Consider the following 14770-nt stretch of genomic DNA (forward strand, 5'->3'; position numbering starts at 1 on the left):
GGTCGTCGTTCCGGCTCGGACTCAAGTGGGTGAACCCAGTCTGTTGGCCGGATTGCTCTGCACATTGATAGGCTGCCCAAACACGGCGTGCATTGTTCTCAACGCCCGCGGAACCTGACCTGTCTGGTGATATTCGCCTCGTGGTCGCCTCAGGAAGGTAGATCACCGACTTGTCTGGACGACCCACACCGTAGTGCAGCGGGTCGAGATCTCTGGTTGAGGGCCGCTTTTTATCTTGTCCTGCTAGTGCCAGACAAACTCTCAAAGCCGTCGCAGCCTCGCGACTATTCGGGATAGATAACCCCTATTTGCGCTCGAATGTTGTCAAGCGCAGCCATGATGGCGACGCTCTGGGCGATCGGCATTATCGGGCTTGACCGTTCGCCGTCCGCCACCAGACGTTCCAGTTCGGCAGCCTGGAACTGCATGCCACGGCCCTGTACGTTGGAGGTGTATTCCTCGATCAGCTGACTGTTGGTATCGTAAACCCGAAACGTGGTCGGCATGTACCAGGTGCGATCGATTTCGATATAGCCTCGGGTTGCGCAAATCTCGGCGCGATTGGGGCCTGAGGCATCGCTGGCAGCAATGAAGCTCATGGTGGCGCCGTTGGCATAGCGCAGGATACCGGTGACCTCGGCGTCGGCACCAGTAGGCCGCAGGTGTCCTGTGGCCTGGATCGTCTGAGGCTCGCCAAGAATGTCGAAGGCGAAAGACACAGGATACACGCCCAGATCAAGCAGTGCGCCGCCGCCCAGTTCCAGCGCATTCAGTCGATGGGCAGGATCCGCTGTCAGGCTCTGTGTATGAGTGGCCAGCATGGTGCGGACCTCGCCAATAACGCCGTCCGCCAGTATTTCACGCAGTCGGATCATGTGCGGCAAAAATCGGGTCCACATAGCTTCCAGAACGATGACGTCGTGAGCCTCTCCAAGTTCAAGCAACCGTTGCGCTTCGGCAGCATTGAGGGTGAGCGGCTTTTCGATCAGGACGTGCTTGCCGGCGTTGATAGCAATCTCAGCGGCGATTATGTGACTCGGGTTCGCGGTCGCGATATAAATTGCATCGACTGTAGGGTCCTTCGCCAAAGCCTCATAACTGCCATGAGCGCGCGGCAGTCCGAATTCGGCGGCGAATGCTGCTGCCCGTTCGGCTGATCGGGAGCCTATGGCACTCACCGCGCGTCCCGACAGTTGCAGGTCAGATACGAAGCGCCGTGCAATATTGCCCGCCGCCAGAATGCCCCAGCGTAATTTGGTCATGATCGTTCTCCTGAAGCAGAGGTGCCTGTTGACGTCGCGGTACGGGAAGGGCGCCATTGCGGTGGGCCCGCATGAACGTCAGACGTCGGCGGTTGATTTAAGTTTACCCCGAGCGAAGCAGTCCAGCCAAATGGCTGTGCTTCTACATAGACTGGCAGTGAGGCATCTACGTCACTGGCACAGACTATTATCCGGGCTGTCGCGATTCAGTTATCTTCCCCAGTTTTCGCGTGGGCGCTACAGTTTCGATATTGGGCAGCAGAATGGTCAGGAAGCCGAGTAGCAGCAGCAATGGGCAGGCATTGAAGACGTATTCAATGCCGATCTGGTCGGCAACTGCTCCCAGCAGCGCTGCACCCAATGCGCCAATGCCAAACGCAAAGCCGAACACAAATCCGGCCACCATCCCCACTTTGCGGGGCAGCAGTTCCTGGGCATAGACCACAATGGCAGAGAATGCGGAAGACAGGATCAACCCCACCATGATGCTCATCACTGCGGTCCCAAACAGGTTCATGTGCGGCAGCAGAAGCGCAAAGGGGAGGGCACCAAGGATCGAGCCCCAAATCACCTTGATGCGGCCAACTCTGTCGCCAATCGGGCCGCCGAAGAATGTCCCCACCGCGATGGCTGCGAGGAATGCGAACAGGTAGCCCTGGGCCTCACGAACCGGGAGGGCAAACTTCTCGATCAAGAAGAAGGCGTAATAGGTCTTGAAGGTCTCAATGTAAACATACTTGCTCAGCAACAGGGCCCCGATGACGGCGAAGGCGATGACCAATTGACGCTGTGCGACGGGGGATCGTGCTGGCATTGTGGCGCCAGACTTCTTGATTGAAATCTGGTGATTGGCATACCACCGCGCTACATGCGTCAGCACGATAGCGCCGACCACAGCGAGCAAACCGAACCATACCGTGCTGATCTGCCCGAGAGGCAGAACGATCAACGCCGCGGCCAGTGGGCCAAGGGCAGTGCCGGTATTGCCGCCAACCTGGAAGCTGGACTGGGCAAAGCCCAGTCGTCCACCCGAGGCCAGCCGCGCAATGCGGGATGCCTCGGGGTGAAACAGCGCCGAGCCGACACCCATCACTGCTGCCGCGACCAGCAAAAGCTGGAACGAGCTCGCCGTCGCCAGCAGCACGATACCCGCTGCAACGATCACCAGCGACACTGCAAGCAGATATGGCTTTGGCTTTACGTCGCCATATAACCCCATCGCCGGTTGCAGCAGGCTGGCCGTGATCTGTTGCGCCAGCGTCAGCAGACCGAGCTGGAAATAGTCCAGATCGTAGTTGGCCTTGAGGAGTGGATAGAGCGCAGGCAGCAAGAATTGCAGTAGATCATTGATCAGGTGCGCGCCGCTAACCATGAAGATGATCACGTAGGAAGGGCGGGTGGCTTTGTTGGCAGCGGTGGACATTTCAATTCCGGGCAAAGAAGGGCCATGAGGCCTGTGTGATGAAAATGAACGAGTGAAAATCGGCAAAAAAAGAGTCTAAAATCAGCGACGTAAGTCAGCTGCCGGCTAGGTACCGTGCCGCTGCAGTCTGTCGTAGTCACACCGCACGAGTGCGCCGTCAGCTTCTGGCTGAAACAATACCATTTCGAGTTCCACCGCTTCGGGATGCTCCGGGTCCGAGGCCGGTGCAGCGAAAATCTGCCCCTCGGCCATACCCAGCAGCGCGAGGCCGCGGTGGGATTTGATCGACAGCCCCTGCTGCCGGTCCGTGTGCTGAGGGCTGAGGCAAAGCAGGTGCTCGCGTGCGCGCCCTCCATTGACACGATAGCGAACTAGGCTGCCCAGCGTTGCCAGTTCAGGTTCAATTGCTTCGACTTCAAGAACCAAGGCGTTCTGCAGCTTTTCCAGCAGTTGACGGAAATAGGCAGGTGAACCGAGCCCACCCTGAGTGGCTATCCCGGTGAGGATGGCATGGTCGCGCCTGCTCAGCAGGGGACGCGCGGATGTGATCATGGAGTGTCTCGACGTGCGCCATGGCTGCAACGACGTTGCAGCGCACGGGAACAAAGAATGAAACTGTCAGAATAAAGCGACCTGGGTCGGCTCTTGCGGGTGCAGGTAGCCGAGCCAGGCTAGAAGCCTATGAGCAGGCTCCCGCGCAACATCCTGAAAAGTACATTCGAGCACATGGGCGCCATACAACCATGTTGGCACCTAAAGTCAATCTTGCTGCGGCCCCTTAGTACTTGCCTCTTCATGCGAGGGACGTTGGGGCACTTGCCACACACGTCCATCTTGCGATGGTCAAACATGGCTGTCGTGCGCTTGCTTCGGCTCCGAATGGGGCGTCAGGCGGGGCCAATCTCGCGCAGGATGGGGCGCGTTGCTTCGGTTATGGGGGCCTCGACGGCTTTGAGCAGGGCGATGCGGTCGAACTGCTCCGGGGCTGCGGTCAAGGACTGACGCAAAGCGGCGCCGAACAACATGCGCAGCTCCGTGCCGATATTGAACTTGCAGACATTGGTGTTGTGGGCGAGGAACTGACGCATCTGGCCGGGCACACCGGAGCCACCGTGGATGACCAGGGGCACGTTAGTGGCCGCTTGAATGGCGCGGACCGCGTCCACGTCGATTGTTGCGGCCTGTTCGGTCTGCAGGTGCACATTGCCCACGGAGACCGCCATTGCGTCCACGCCGGTCTGGCTGGCGAAACGGGCGGCGTCGGCGGCGCTGGTGCGGGCCGAAGCCTCACCTGAGGCATAGCCGACAAAGCCGATTTCACCTTCGCATGAGACACCGGCGGCATGGGCCATTTCAGCAACGGCACGGGTCTCGGCGATGTTCTGTTTCAGCGGAAGTCGCGATCCGTCAAACATCACCGAGGTAAAGCCGCAGGCGATGGCGGCCTGGCATTCATCGAGTGCGGTGCCGTGATCAAGATGGGCGACAACCGACACGCTGGCGACCTCTGCCAGCGCCTTGAACATCGCCGCCAGCACGGGCAGGGGCGTGTGCGCCCGGCAACCCGGACCAGCCTGCAGGATCACAGGCAGGTTTTCCGCTTCAGCGGCACGGACATAGGCGCGGGCATCTTCCCATCCCAGCACCACAACACCTGCCAGGGCGTACCCCTTGTCGCGTGCGGGCAGCAGGACATCACTGAGGGTGACAAGGCTCATTTGAATTTGGCGATCATGTCTTTGATGCCGGGGATGGTCTCGATCTGGGCGGCATGGGTGGGTTGGAAATACTGCACCAGCGAGCGCTGGCTCAGCCCGCCCAGAATGGTGAAGTAGTACATTTCATAACCCGGCAGCACCGCGCAGGGATGGTAGCCCTTGTCGAGGCAGATCGTTGAACCATCAACGATGTGATAGGCGTCGCCGGGCTTGTTGTCCTCGCGCTGCAGCATCTGCACGCCAGAGCCGGTATTGGGGCGGAAGCGGAAATTATAGGTTTCGTCGTGTCGCGTTTCGAGCGGCAGCCGGTCGGTATCGTGCTTGTGCGAGGGGAAGCCGGACCAGCCGCCCTGACCAACGGTGTAGAGCTCGCTGACCAGAAGCCGGCCAACCCGATCATGGTAGCGCTGGCCAAGGATGTGCTTGATCTTGCGGTGGGTCTTGGTTTCGTCCGAGCCATATTGGACAAAGTCAATCTCGTCGCTGCGCACGGCAAAGGGGGTGAGCACCTCGTCAAAGCGCGCCCCGGCGATGAAGACTTCGGCGGTTTCAGAAGTGCAGACCAGCGTGGCGCGGGTGTGTGAAGGCACATAGACGCCCTCGGGCTCACCATCCCACACATCCACCCCCCGACCGCCAATGGCGTCGAACTGCATGCCTTCAACGCTGACATCGACCATGCCGGTGGCGGGCACGATGCAGGTTTCATAGCCCGGCACGACATATTCGAAGGCCTGACCGCGGACCAGCTTGACGATGTTGAAATAGGTCAGTGGAACGCAGGCATCATCAATGTCGACAATGGGTTTGTTCTGATTGTCATAGGGGGCAATGTGCATGGCGCTCTACTCTATTTGGGTTGGGCCAGGATGGCTGGCCATGAAATCATCCAGTTCTGCGCTTGTCGGCATGGCCGGGGCACACCCTATCTTGGAGACGACAATAGCGGCGGCTGCCGAGCCATAGAGCACGGCCTGATGAAGCGGCCAGTCGCGCGTCAGACCGGCTAAAAAGCCACCCATGAAGGCATCGCCAGCGCCGGTTGGTTTAAGCGCGGTGACGTGGAAAATGCCGGTTCGGGTTTCGCCATTGGGGGTGATGGTGATCGCGCCAAATTCGCCCATCTTGTAGACGACGATGCGGCCCTGGCGCTGGGCCAGTTGGCGGGCAAATGCCAGCCCCTTGTGCTTGCCGCCAGCCATGAAGCCGAACTCGTCGTCATTGCCCACAATGATGTCGCACAGGGCGCTGGCGCGCGAATAGACGTCGGCTGCCACCGCAGCGGAAGGCCAGGAATAGGGGCGGTAATCGACGTCGAAAATGACGGGCATCCCGGCAGCGCGGGCGCGTTCCATGGCGGCGAAGGTCGCGCTACGCGATGGCTCGCTTGCCAGGGCCGTGCCGGCGGAAGCAAAGGCATCAAAGCTGTCGAAATCGACTTGCTCGACATCGGTCAGAGTGAGTTCGAAGTCGGCAGCACCATTGCGATAAATCACTGACTGGTGGTCCTCGATCCGGCTTTCCACCACAGCCAGTGAGTTGCGGGCTTCGCCGCCGACAGGGGTCACGTGTTGGGCGTCGATACCATAGTGGGCTAACTGATTGATGCAAAACCGGCCAATGGCATCGTCGGAAACGCGGGTCAGCAGCGCGGCCTGCAAGCCGTGACGGGTCAGCGCCACGGCGATATTGGCCGCCGATCCACCGAGGCTAACAGTCATCTGGGTTGCGTCTTGGGTGCGGATGCCGGGAGGATCGGGATAAAGGTCCATTCCTGCGCGGCCCAGCACCAGGAATTTCTGGTGGGTACTGTTGAGGGGGCTGGTCACCTCAAGTCCCCTTGCGCTGGCGTTGCCGGCCAGCTTCCTGTTCGAGGTGGGCGGCACGCACGCTGTCATTGTCGGTGATGTGTGGCGTGCCCACTTCCCACCAGGCGTGGCCCTGTGTGGTCCAGCCGTCATAGGCATCGACCTTCATGCAGATCACATAGGTCGTCTTGCTGGCCTTGGCGCGGGCAAAGGCTGCTGTCAGATCGGCAGGGTTGGCGACTGTCTCGGCAACGGCGCCCATGGCGCGCGCATGGGCTTCAAAATCGACCGTGACGGGATTAGTGACGGTCGGGTTATCCGCGATCAGATTGTTGAACGAGGTGTTGCCGGTATTGTTCTGCAGCTTGTTGATGACGGCGAAACCGCCATTGTCGAGCATCAGGATGATCAGCTTTTTCTCGCTCAATACCGATGAATAGATGTCCGAGTTCATCAGCAGATAGGAGCCGTCGCCAACAAACACGATGGTGTCAGCCTCGGGCTCGCGTTCCATTTGCGCGATGCGGGCGCCCCAGCCCCCAGCAATTTCGTAGCCCATGCAGGAAAATCCGAACTCGACATCTACAGTGCCGATATCAAGGGTACGCCAATTGGCGGTGACTTCTGCGGGCAGGCCGCCAGCGGCAACAACGATGCGATCACGGGTGCCGCAATGGGCGTTCACCACGCCGATAGCCTGTGCATAGGAAGCCGGCCGGTTACCAATGCGTACATTGTCGGCGACGTAGGCATTCCATTTGGTGCGCTCGCCCTTGGCGAAGGCCACCCAGTCAGTGGGCGCGTTGTACTCTTCCAGGCTGTTGTCGAGCTCAGCCAATGCAAGCTTGGCATCGGCTACAACGGGCAGGGATTGGTGCTTGCCGGCATCATGGCGGGCGGCATTGAGCGCGATGATGCGGGCGTCCTTGTCAAAGGCGGTCCACGACCCGGTGGTGAAATCCTGCAGCCGTGTGCCGATAGCGACGATAACGTCGGCCTTGCGGGCCACAGCATTGGCGCTGTCGGAGCCGGTGACGCCGATTGGTCCAATATTGAGCGGGTGGGTTTCGAGCATATTGGCCCGGCCAGCAATGGTCTGCACCACCGGGATGGCATGGCGCTCCGCCAGGGCGGTGAGTTCTGACACTGCACGGGCATATTGCACGCCACCGCCAGCAATAATCATCGGGCGCTTGGCGGTTCTGAGCATTGCCACCGCGTCCGCCATTTCCTCACCATCGGGACCCTGACGGCGAATGCGATGGATCTTCTTTTCGAACAGGCTGGCCGGATAGTCATAAGCCCAGCCCTGAACGTCCTGCGGCAATCCGATAAACGCCGGCCCGCTATCGGCGGGGTCGAGCATGGTGGCCAAGGCCGATGGCAGCGACTGGATGATCTGCGCGGGGTGGGTAATCCGGTCCCAATAGCGGGACACTGATTTGAAGGCGTCGTTGACCCCCAGAGTGGGATTGTTGAAATGCTCCATCTGCTGCAACACCGGATCGGGCAGGCGGGTGATGAAGGTGTCACCGCACAGCAGCAACATGGGCAGACGGTTGGCGTGGGCCAGAGCGGCGGCGGTCAGCAGATTGGTGGTGCCGGGACCCGCCGAGGCGGTGCAGAACATGAAACGCTGGCGCAGATGCTGCTTGGTATAGGCGGCAGCCGCAAAGCCCATGCTCTGTTCGTTCTGGCCGCGATAGACCGGCAGCTCCGCGCGGTGGTCGTACAGCGCCTCGCCCAGACAGGTGACATTGCCGTGCCCGAAAATGGCAAAGCCGCCGCCACAGACACGCTGCTCGTGACCGTCAATGACGATGTACTGACTGGCCAGGTAGCGAATGATGGCCTGTGCGGTGGTCAGTCGAATGGTCTGGTCTGCGGAACTCATCGCGCCCTCGTCGGTCACTGTCAGTGCGCGCCACAGCGTTTGCCAGTTGACGCGATATCGGTGGTTAGAATACAAGTTTTGCAACCGGTTGCAAGCAATTTGCAGGTAAATACCAAACCGGATGAGGGGGTCTGGGATGACCGAAATTGGAATCGGCATTGTTGGTGGCGGCTATATGGGCAAGGCGCATGCCGTTGCCATGGCTGCAGTCGGCGCGGTGTTTGACACCGCCTTGCGGCCGCGGCTGGAGATGGTCTGTGCTGCCAGTCCGGCCAGCGCCGAGCGGTATCGTCAGGCCTATGGATTTGCGCGAGCCACGGCTGACTGGCGCGCGCTGGTGGACGATCGGCGTGTCGAGGCCATTGTGATTGCTTCGCCGCAGGAGACTCATTGCGACATCGCCGAGGCGGCGTTCGCGCTTGGCAAGCCGGTGTTGTGCGAAAAGCCGATGGGCGCCAGCCTGGCCGAGAGCGCGTCAATGACCGCGGCCGCTGCGGCCAGCGGCGCGATCAACATGGTGGGATTCAACTATATCCGCACGCCAGCCTCGCAATTTGCCAGACGGCTGATCGCCGAAGGTCGCATCGGCACGGTCACCTGGTTCCGGGGCGAACATACCGAAGATTTTTATGCGGATCCGCAGGCGCCTGCGTCATGGCGCACGGAAGGCCAGGCCAATGGCACAATGGGCGATCTGGCGCCGCATATGATCAATGCAGCATTGGCGCTGATTGGTCCGATTGATGGCCTGATTGCAGAAGTGGAAACAGTGCATCAGAGCCGGCCTGGTCCCAAGGGGCCGGTGTCAGTGAGCAATGATGATCAGGCACAGATGATGTGTCGCTTCACCAATGGTGCCATGGGTCACATGTTCTTCAGCCGTATCGCGAGCGGTCGGAAGATGGGCTACGCCTATGAAGTGGTCGGGACCAAGGGGTCTATCCGGTTTGATCAGGAGGACCAGAACGCGCTCTGGCTCTATGACAGCGCCGACCGGGAGGCCGAACGGGGGTTCCGCAAGATCCTGATCGGGCCAAGCCATCCGGACTATCTGGCGTTTTGTCAGGGGCCGGGACACGGCACGGGCTATCAGGACCAGATCATCATCGAGGCGCGCGACTTTCTCAAGGCGATCGAAACCGGCAAGCCGGTCTGGCCGACCTTTGCGGACGGGCTCGCCGTCAACCAAATCGTTTCGGCGGCGCATGTGTCGAGCGCGGACAAAAAATGGGTTTCCATACCGGCGGACTGACGCCTGGGAGAGGTTCTGTCATGACTATCAAAATCGCCAATGCGCCCTGTTCCTGGGGCATTGAATTTGCCGATGGTGCGGGCAATCCGCCCTGGCGCAAGGTGCTGCAGGAATGCGCGGAAGCAGGCTATAAGGGCATTGAGTTGGGACCGGTCGGCTATATGCCCGAAGATCCTGCAGCGCTGGGCGCGGCGCTTGATGAATTCGGTCTGGAACTGGTGGGTGGCGTGGTCTTCCGACCCTTCCACGACCCGGCTGCATGGGATGAAGTGCAAGATGCAGCCGTTCGGACCTGCAAGGCGCTTTCGGCGCATGGGGCGCAGCATCTGGTGCTGATCGACTCGATCTCGCCGCAGCGTGCGCCCACCGCAGGTCGCGCTGGTGAGGCTGAGCAAATGGATCGGGCTGAATGGGTTGCCTACCGCGACAAGTTCGCAACCATTGCGCGCATGGGGACGGAGGAATACGGGCTCACGGTTGGTATCCACGCCCATGCGGCGGGCTTTATGGATTTTGAACCAGAGCTTGAGCGTCTGCTCGAAGAAGTCGACGAGAGCATTCTCAAGATCTGCTTTGATACCGGGCACCATTCCTATGCCGGGTTTGACCCGGTGGCCTTTCTCAAGCGCCATATCGGACGGGTGTCCTATATGCATTTCAAGGATATCGACCCGGTGGTGAAGCGCGATGTCATCGCCAATCGCACGGGCTTTTACGATGCCTGCGGGCAAGGGATATTCTGCAATCTGGGGCAGGGGGACGTGGATTTTCCGGCCGTGCGTGACATCCTGTTGCAGAACAATTTTGATGGCTGGTGCACGGTGGAGCAGGATTGCGATCCGCTCGGTGACACGCTGCCGATCAAGGACGCTCAAGCCAATCGCCAATATCTGGAATCCATCGGATTCAACTAGGGAATAGTCACATGAAGAAGCTGAACTGGGGCATGATCGGTGGCGGGCAAGGCAGCCAGATCGGCCCTGCCCACCGTCTGGGTTCGGGGCTGGACGGGGCGTTTTCCTTTGTCGCTGGCGCGCTCGATCACAATGCCGATGCCGGACGCGCCTATGCGCAGACCCTGGGTATCGCGCCTGATCGGGCTTATGGCGACTGGCGCGAAATGCTGGCCGGCGAGAGCGCGCGCGAGGATCGCGTTGATCTGGTCACCGTGGCGACGCCCAACGCGACGCATTACGAAATTACCAAGGCCTTTCTCAAAGCCGGTTTTCACGTGCTGTGCGAGAAACCGATGACCATGACGGTTGCGGAGGGCGAGGACATCGTCCGCACTGCCGCCGCGTCGGGTAAAATCTGCGCGGTCAATTACGGCTATACTGGATATTCGCTGGTGCGCCATATGCGGGCCATGGTGGCTCGTGGTGATCTGGGCAAGGTTCGTCTGGTGGTTGCCGAGTTCGCGCATGGCCACCACGGCAATGCCGCCGATGCCGACAATCCCCGGGTGCGCTGGCGCTATGATCCAGCGCAGGCTGGCGTATCGGCGCAGTTTACCGATTGCGGTATCCATGCGCTGCATATGGCGAGCTTCGTTACAGGCCAGGAAGTCGAGAAGCTGTCAGCGGACTTTGCCTCGTGCATCGAGTCACGCGTTCTGGAAGACGACGCGATGGTCAATTTCCGCATGAATGGTGGTGCCGTGGGCCGGTTGTGGACATCGTCGGTGGCGATCGGCCGTCAGCACGGCCTGACCATTCAGGTGTTCGGCGAAACCGGCGGCTTGCGCTGGGCGCAGGAGCAGCCCAATCAACTCTATTGGACGCCCCTTGGAGGTCGGGTGCAGATCATCGAGCGGGGCGAGGCCAATCTGTCCCCGGAGGCTGATCGCTCAAGCCGGGTCACTGTCGGGCACGCCGAGGGTATGCCGCTTGCTTTTGCCAATATTTACTCGGACCTGGCCGAGATGATCAGCGCGACCAAGGAGGGGCGTGCGGCCGATCCTGCCGCTTCACTGTGTCCAATGGCAGTGGATGGTTTGCGGTCCATGGCAGCTGTTCATGGGGCCGTTGTGTCGGCCAAGGGGCAGGGCGAGTGGGTTGATGCGCGGCCGCCCATGTTTCGCGATTAGGTGAACTTTCAAGTGCGGGGTCGCAAGGTCCCGCGCTCTACAATCCGGCAGGCAAAGGTGCGCGCCTCGGGGCGTCGATCCGGGTTTGCCAGCAAGGACTCGATCAGCTCGATCGAGGAATTGACGATGTCTTCGACGGGCTGATGAATGGTGGTCAGGTTAACCGATTCCCAGCCGGCTATTTCCATATCGTTCAGGCCCAGTACGCCAATATCCTGGGGTACGCGCAGCCCAGCGTCGCGCATGGCGCTCAGAGCGCCCAGCGAGATGACGTCGTCGGCACAGAAATAGGCCTGTGCTGGTTTCTCTGCGAGCAGTTTGGTCATCGCTTCGCGCCCCGCGGGAAAGCTATAGGCCTTTGCGTAAGTGCAGGACGCCCTGACATTGGTGTGTTTGCGCAGCTCGGTGGCGAAACCCTGCCAGCGATCCCTAGTCGATGAGGCCGTCTCGGGACCGCCCAGAAAGCCTACATTTGTGTAGCCACGCGCCAGGAATTCCTGGGCGGCCATCTGGCCGCAATATTCATTGTCGATGCCCACGACATGAACTTCGGGCGATCCCGACTTCTGCCCGAAAGTGTGCACGACCGGTATTGCCGCAGCGCGGAACGCCTTGGCGAAATCCTGGGGCAGTGTGGACGATGCAACAATGACGCCGTCTACTGAGTATTGCCGCAGCATCTGTACAGAATGTGCCGGGTCGGTCTCATTGGATAGGTTTACCAGCAGCGGCCTCAGGCCTCGTTCCTGGAGTCCCAGGGTGAACAGGTCGAACACCTGCAGGAAGAACGGGTTCTTGAAGTTGCTGACCACCAGACCGATGAGCTTGGTGCGGCGGGTGGTCAGGCTGCGCGCCAGAAAATTTGGGCTGTAGCCAAGTTCGGCGGCGGCCTTCTCAACCTTGATGCGCATCTTCTTGGAGACCGACGCGCCTTCGGTGAAGCAACGCGAGACGGCCGAACGGGAAACCCCGGCGCGTTCAGCCACGTCCTTGAGCGTCGGTATCATTGTGTCATCTCCACACGAACTAAGCCCACGCTACTTACAGCAAAACTCCCGACGGGTTCAGTATCGATAGTATGAGAAATTTTGCAACCGATTGCAAATGCGGTTCCGGTGTGTATTACTGATTAACAGAAGGTGGAGAAACGCTGCCTTCCCTGGACGGAACGCCGAAGAAAATTCTGGGAGGAATTTATGAAGTCGATGTTTAAGGCCCTCGCGCTGACGGCCCTGGTTGCGGTTGCCCCACTCGCCTCAGCGACTGTGGCGCAAGCCGAAGGTGAGAAGTACATTCTGGTCAGCCACGCACCGGACTCCGATAGCTGGTGGAATACAATCAAAAATGGCGTGGCGCTTGCGGGCGAGCAGATGGGTGTTGAGGTCGAGTACCGCAATCCGCCAACAGGCGATCTTGGCGACATGGCCCGGATCATCGATCAGGCCGCGGCCTCAGGGCCCAACGGGATCATCACCACACTGGCCGATTATGACGTGCTCAGTGGCCCCATCCGTGCCGCGGTCGATCAGGGCATCAATGTCATCATCATTAATTCAGGCTCTGCAGAACAGGCACGCGAAGTTGGCGCGATGATGTTTGTGGGGCAGCCTGAGTACGATGCGGGCTATGCTGCCGGTCTGCGTGCCAAGGGCGATGGTGTTGAGAGTTTCGTCTGTGTGAACCACGTGATCTCCAACGCTGCGGTGGCTGAGCGCTGCCGTGGATTTGCTGATGGTCTTGGTATTGATCTGGGCGAGTCGATGATCGACGTTGGCCAGGATCCAGCTGAAATCAAGAACCGCGTGATGGCCTATCTTTCGGCCAATCCCGACGTTGATGCGATTATCACGCTTGGGCCAACCTCGGCTGATCCGACAATCCTGGCGCTTGAAGAAAACGGCATGGCTGGCGAAATCTACTTCGGTACTTTCGATCTGGGCACCGAAATCGTCAACGCCATCAAGTCGGGCGTTATCGAGTGGGGTATCGACCAGCAGCCCTTCCTGCAGGCCTACCTGCCAGTGGTGATCATGACCAATTATGATCGGTATGGCGTTCTGCCAGGCAATAACATCAATTCGGGCCCCGGTTTTGTCACCAAGGACGGCCTCGAAATGGTTGAAAAGTACGCTGGTGAGTACCGCTAGCTATCGAGATGGGGCGGCTATTCAATAGCCGCCCTTTTCATATTGGGGAGGGTTAGCATGTCGGATCCGGTACAATCTGGTTCAGACGACGAACGCGTCAAATCCACGTCGCCTTTGCGCAAAGCACTGCTGAGGCCTGAACTGGGCGCCATATTTGGCACCATGGTGGTATTCGCCATGTTTGCCTTGCTGGCTTCCGATTCAGGGATGTTCTCGGCGGCGGGCATTTTGAACTGGTCCACCGTGTCAGCACAGTTTGCCATTATCGCGGTAGGCGCCTGCCTGCTGATGATTGCGGGCGAGTTTGACCTGTCGATTGGCTCGATGATCGGTTTTGCCGGCATGTCGATCGCGCTGTTGGCTGTAACCTTTGGTTGGCCCATGTGGGCCGCGATCCTGGTGACATTCGGGGTCTGCCTAGCCATTGGCGCGCTGAACGGTTTCATCGTGGTCAAGACAGGGCTGCCCAGTTTCATCGTTACGCTGGCGCTGTTGTTCATTCTGCGTGGCTTTACGATTTTCGTGCCACAGACGCTCGAGCGTAAGACCATCATTGGTGGCATTCGCGAGGCGGCGGAGGGCGATTGGGTTGCCTCGCTGTTTGGGGGCAAAATCCTGCAGCCGCTCTTCTCGTGGATGGGCGATAATGGCTGGATCGAGGTCTATGACCGCGGGATCAATGCCGGAAAACCCATTGTGGACGGGATTCCCGCACTGGTTGTGTGGGCCCTGGTGTTGATCGTGTTTGCTCATGTGCTGCTGACTCGCACCCGTTTCGGCAACTGGATCTTCGCTTCTGGCGGTGACGCCCGGGCGGCCAGCTATGTTGGTGTGCCGGTCAATCGCGTCAAAATCCTGATGTTCGTTTTCACGGCCTTCTGCGCCACCGTGCTGGCAACGTGTCAGGTCATGGAGTTCGGTTCTGCGGGCGCCGACCGCGGGGTGCTCAAGGAGTTCGAGGCGATTATTTCAGTGGTGATCGGCGGCGCTTTGCTGACCGGCGGCTATGGCTCGATTATCGGGGCAGGGCTTGGCGCGCTGATTTTTGGCGTCGTGCAGCAGGGATTGTTCTTTGCTGGCGTCGAAAGCTCGCTGTTCCGGGTGTTCCTGGGCCTTATTCTTCTGCTGGCTGTGGTGTTGAACACCTATATCCGCCGCCTGATTACCGGGGAGCGCTAGG

At 59.8% G+C, this 14770-nt stretch carries 13 protein-coding genes; 5 read left to right on the forward strand and 8 right to left on the reverse strand.

From position 1 onward, the window contains the following. Positions 1 to 284: 284 nt before the first annotated feature. From KD146_RS06125 to iolD, 7 genes are all read right to left on the reverse strand, one after another. Positions 285 to 1262, reverse strand: a complete 978-nt coding sequence (locus KD146_RS06125) for a Gfo/Idh/MocA family protein (RefSeq protein WP_212657829.1) — start codon at positions 1260 to 1262, stop codon at positions 285 to 287. Between the two features lie 187 nt (positions 1263 to 1449). After that, positions 1450 to 2685, reverse strand: a complete 1236-nt coding sequence (locus tag KD146_RS06130; RefSeq protein WP_212657830.1) for an MFS transporter — start codon at positions 2683 to 2685, stop codon at positions 1450 to 1452. Between the two features lie 105 nt (positions 2686 to 2790). Further along, entirely contained in the window at positions 2791 to 3237 is a 447-nt protein-coding gene (locus tag KD146_RS06135) for a GreA/GreB family elongation factor (RefSeq protein WP_212657831.1), read from the reverse strand. 335 nt (positions 3238 to 3572) lie between these two features. Further along, positions 3573 to 4403, reverse strand: coding sequence for a class II fructose-bisphosphate aldolase (locus tag KD146_RS06140; RefSeq protein WP_212657832.1), 831 nt, complete (start codon positions 4401 to 4403; stop codon positions 3573 to 3575). Then, complete coding sequence (locus tag KD146_RS06145) at positions 4400 to 5242, reverse strand: 5-deoxy-glucuronate isomerase (protein ID WP_212657833.1); 843 nt, start codon at positions 5240 to 5242, stop codon at positions 4400 to 4402. Before KD146_RS06145 ends, KD146_RS06140 begins: the two co-directional genes overlap by 4 nt. Before the next feature lie 6 nt (positions 5243 to 5248). Further along, the gene (iolC, locus tag KD146_RS06150) at positions 5249 to 6232 is read right to left on the reverse strand and encodes a 5-dehydro-2-deoxygluconokinase (RefSeq protein WP_345790751.1); all 984 of its coding nucleotides are present in this window, start codon (positions 6230 to 6232) and stop codon (positions 5249 to 5251) included. Position 6233: 1 nt separating this feature from the next. Then, entirely contained in the window at positions 6234 to 8105 is a 1872-nt protein-coding gene (gene iolD, locus KD146_RS06155) for a 3D-(3,5/4)-trihydroxycyclohexane-1,2-dione acylhydrolase (decyclizing) (protein WP_212657835.1), read from the reverse strand. 136 nt (positions 8106 to 8241) lie between these two features. Between iolD and KD146_RS06160 the strand changes: the two genes are divergently transcribed. From KD146_RS06160 to KD146_RS06170, 3 genes are read left to right on the forward strand one after another with little or no spacing between them, the layout of a single operon-like run. Continuing rightward, complete coding sequence (locus KD146_RS06160) at positions 8242 to 9357, forward strand: Gfo/Idh/MocA family protein (RefSeq protein ID WP_212657836.1); 1116 nt, start codon at positions 8242 to 8244, stop codon at positions 9355 to 9357. A gap of 20 nt (positions 9358 to 9377) precedes the next feature. Continuing rightward, complete coding sequence (locus KD146_RS06165; RefSeq protein WP_212657837.1) at positions 9378 to 10271, forward strand: sugar phosphate isomerase/epimerase family protein; 894 nt, start codon at positions 9378 to 9380, stop codon at positions 10269 to 10271. An 11-nt stretch (positions 10272 to 10282) separates the two neighbouring features. Beyond that, complete coding sequence (locus KD146_RS06170) at positions 10283 to 11443, forward strand: Gfo/Idh/MocA family protein (protein ID WP_212657838.1); 1161 nt, start codon at positions 10283 to 10285, stop codon at positions 11441 to 11443. A gap of 8 nt (positions 11444 to 11451) precedes the next feature. On the opposite strand, the gene KD146_RS06175 is transcribed toward KD146_RS06170, so the two are convergent. Continuing rightward, positions 11452 to 12450 (reverse strand): LacI family DNA-binding transcriptional regulator, encoded by a 999-nt coding sequence (locus KD146_RS06175; RefSeq protein WP_212657839.1) that lies wholly within the window; start codon positions 12448 to 12450, stop codon positions 11452 to 11454. A gap of 189 nt (positions 12451 to 12639) precedes the next feature. Between KD146_RS06175 and KD146_RS06180 the strand changes: the two genes are divergently transcribed. Together KD146_RS06180 and KD146_RS06185 are read left to right on the forward strand one after the other, a co-directional pair. Further along, on the forward strand, positions 12640 to 13590 hold the full coding sequence (locus tag KD146_RS06180; protein ID WP_212657840.1) for a sugar ABC transporter substrate-binding protein: 951 nt from the start codon (positions 12640 to 12642) through the stop codon (positions 13588 to 13590). A 57-nt stretch (positions 13591 to 13647) separates the two neighbouring features. Beyond that, positions 13648 to 14769, forward strand: coding sequence for an ABC transporter permease (locus KD146_RS06185; RefSeq protein WP_212657841.1), 1122 nt, complete (start codon positions 13648 to 13650; stop codon positions 14767 to 14769). Position 14770: the final 1 nt, after the last annotated feature.

This window comes from Devosia litorisediminis, assembly GCF_018334155.1.
Lineage (GTDB): Bacteria > Pseudomonadota > Alphaproteobacteria > Rhizobiales > Devosiaceae > Devosia > Devosia litorisediminis.

Coding starts and splice junctions, on each gene's coding strand:
- KD146_RS06125 (WP_212657829.1), bottom strand. CDS start 1,262: ATGACCAAATTACGCTGGGGCATTCTGGCGGCGGGCAATATTGCACGG.
- KD146_RS06130 (WP_212657830.1), bottom strand. CDS start 2,685: ATGTCCACCGCTGCCAACAAAGCCACCCGCCCTTCCTACGTGATCATC.
- KD146_RS06135 (WP_212657831.1), bottom strand. CDS start 3,237: ATGATCACATCCGCGCGTCCCCTGCTGAGCAGGCGCGACCATGCCATC.
- KD146_RS06140 (WP_212657832.1), bottom strand. CDS start 4,403: ATGAGCCTTGTCACCCTCAGTGATGTCCTGCTGCCCGCACGCGACAAG.
- KD146_RS06145 (WP_212657833.1), bottom strand. CDS start 5,242: ATGCACATTGCCCCCTATGACAATCAGAACAAACCCATTGTCGACATT.
- iolD (WP_212657835.1), bottom strand. CDS start 8,105: ATGAGTTCCGCAGACCAGACCATTCGACTGACCACCGCACAGGCCATC.
- KD146_RS06160 (WP_212657836.1), top strand. CDS start 8,242: ATGACCGAAATTGGAATCGGCATTGTTGGTGGCGGCTATATGGGCAAG.
- KD146_RS06165 (WP_212657837.1), top strand. CDS start 9,378: ATGACTATCAAAATCGCCAATGCGCCCTGTTCCTGGGGCATTGAATTT.
- KD146_RS06170 (WP_212657838.1), top strand. CDS start 10,283: ATGAAGAAGCTGAACTGGGGCATGATCGGTGGCGGGCAAGGCAGCCAG.
- KD146_RS06175 (WP_212657839.1), bottom strand. CDS start 12,450: ATGATACCGACGCTCAAGGACGTGGCTGAACGCGCCGGGGTTTCCCGT.
- KD146_RS06180 (WP_212657840.1), top strand. CDS start 12,640: ATGAAGTCGATGTTTAAGGCCCTCGCGCTGACGGCCCTGGTTGCGGTT.
- KD146_RS06185 (WP_212657841.1), top strand. CDS start 13,648: ATGTCGGATCCGGTACAATCTGGTTCAGACGACGAACGCGTCAAATCC.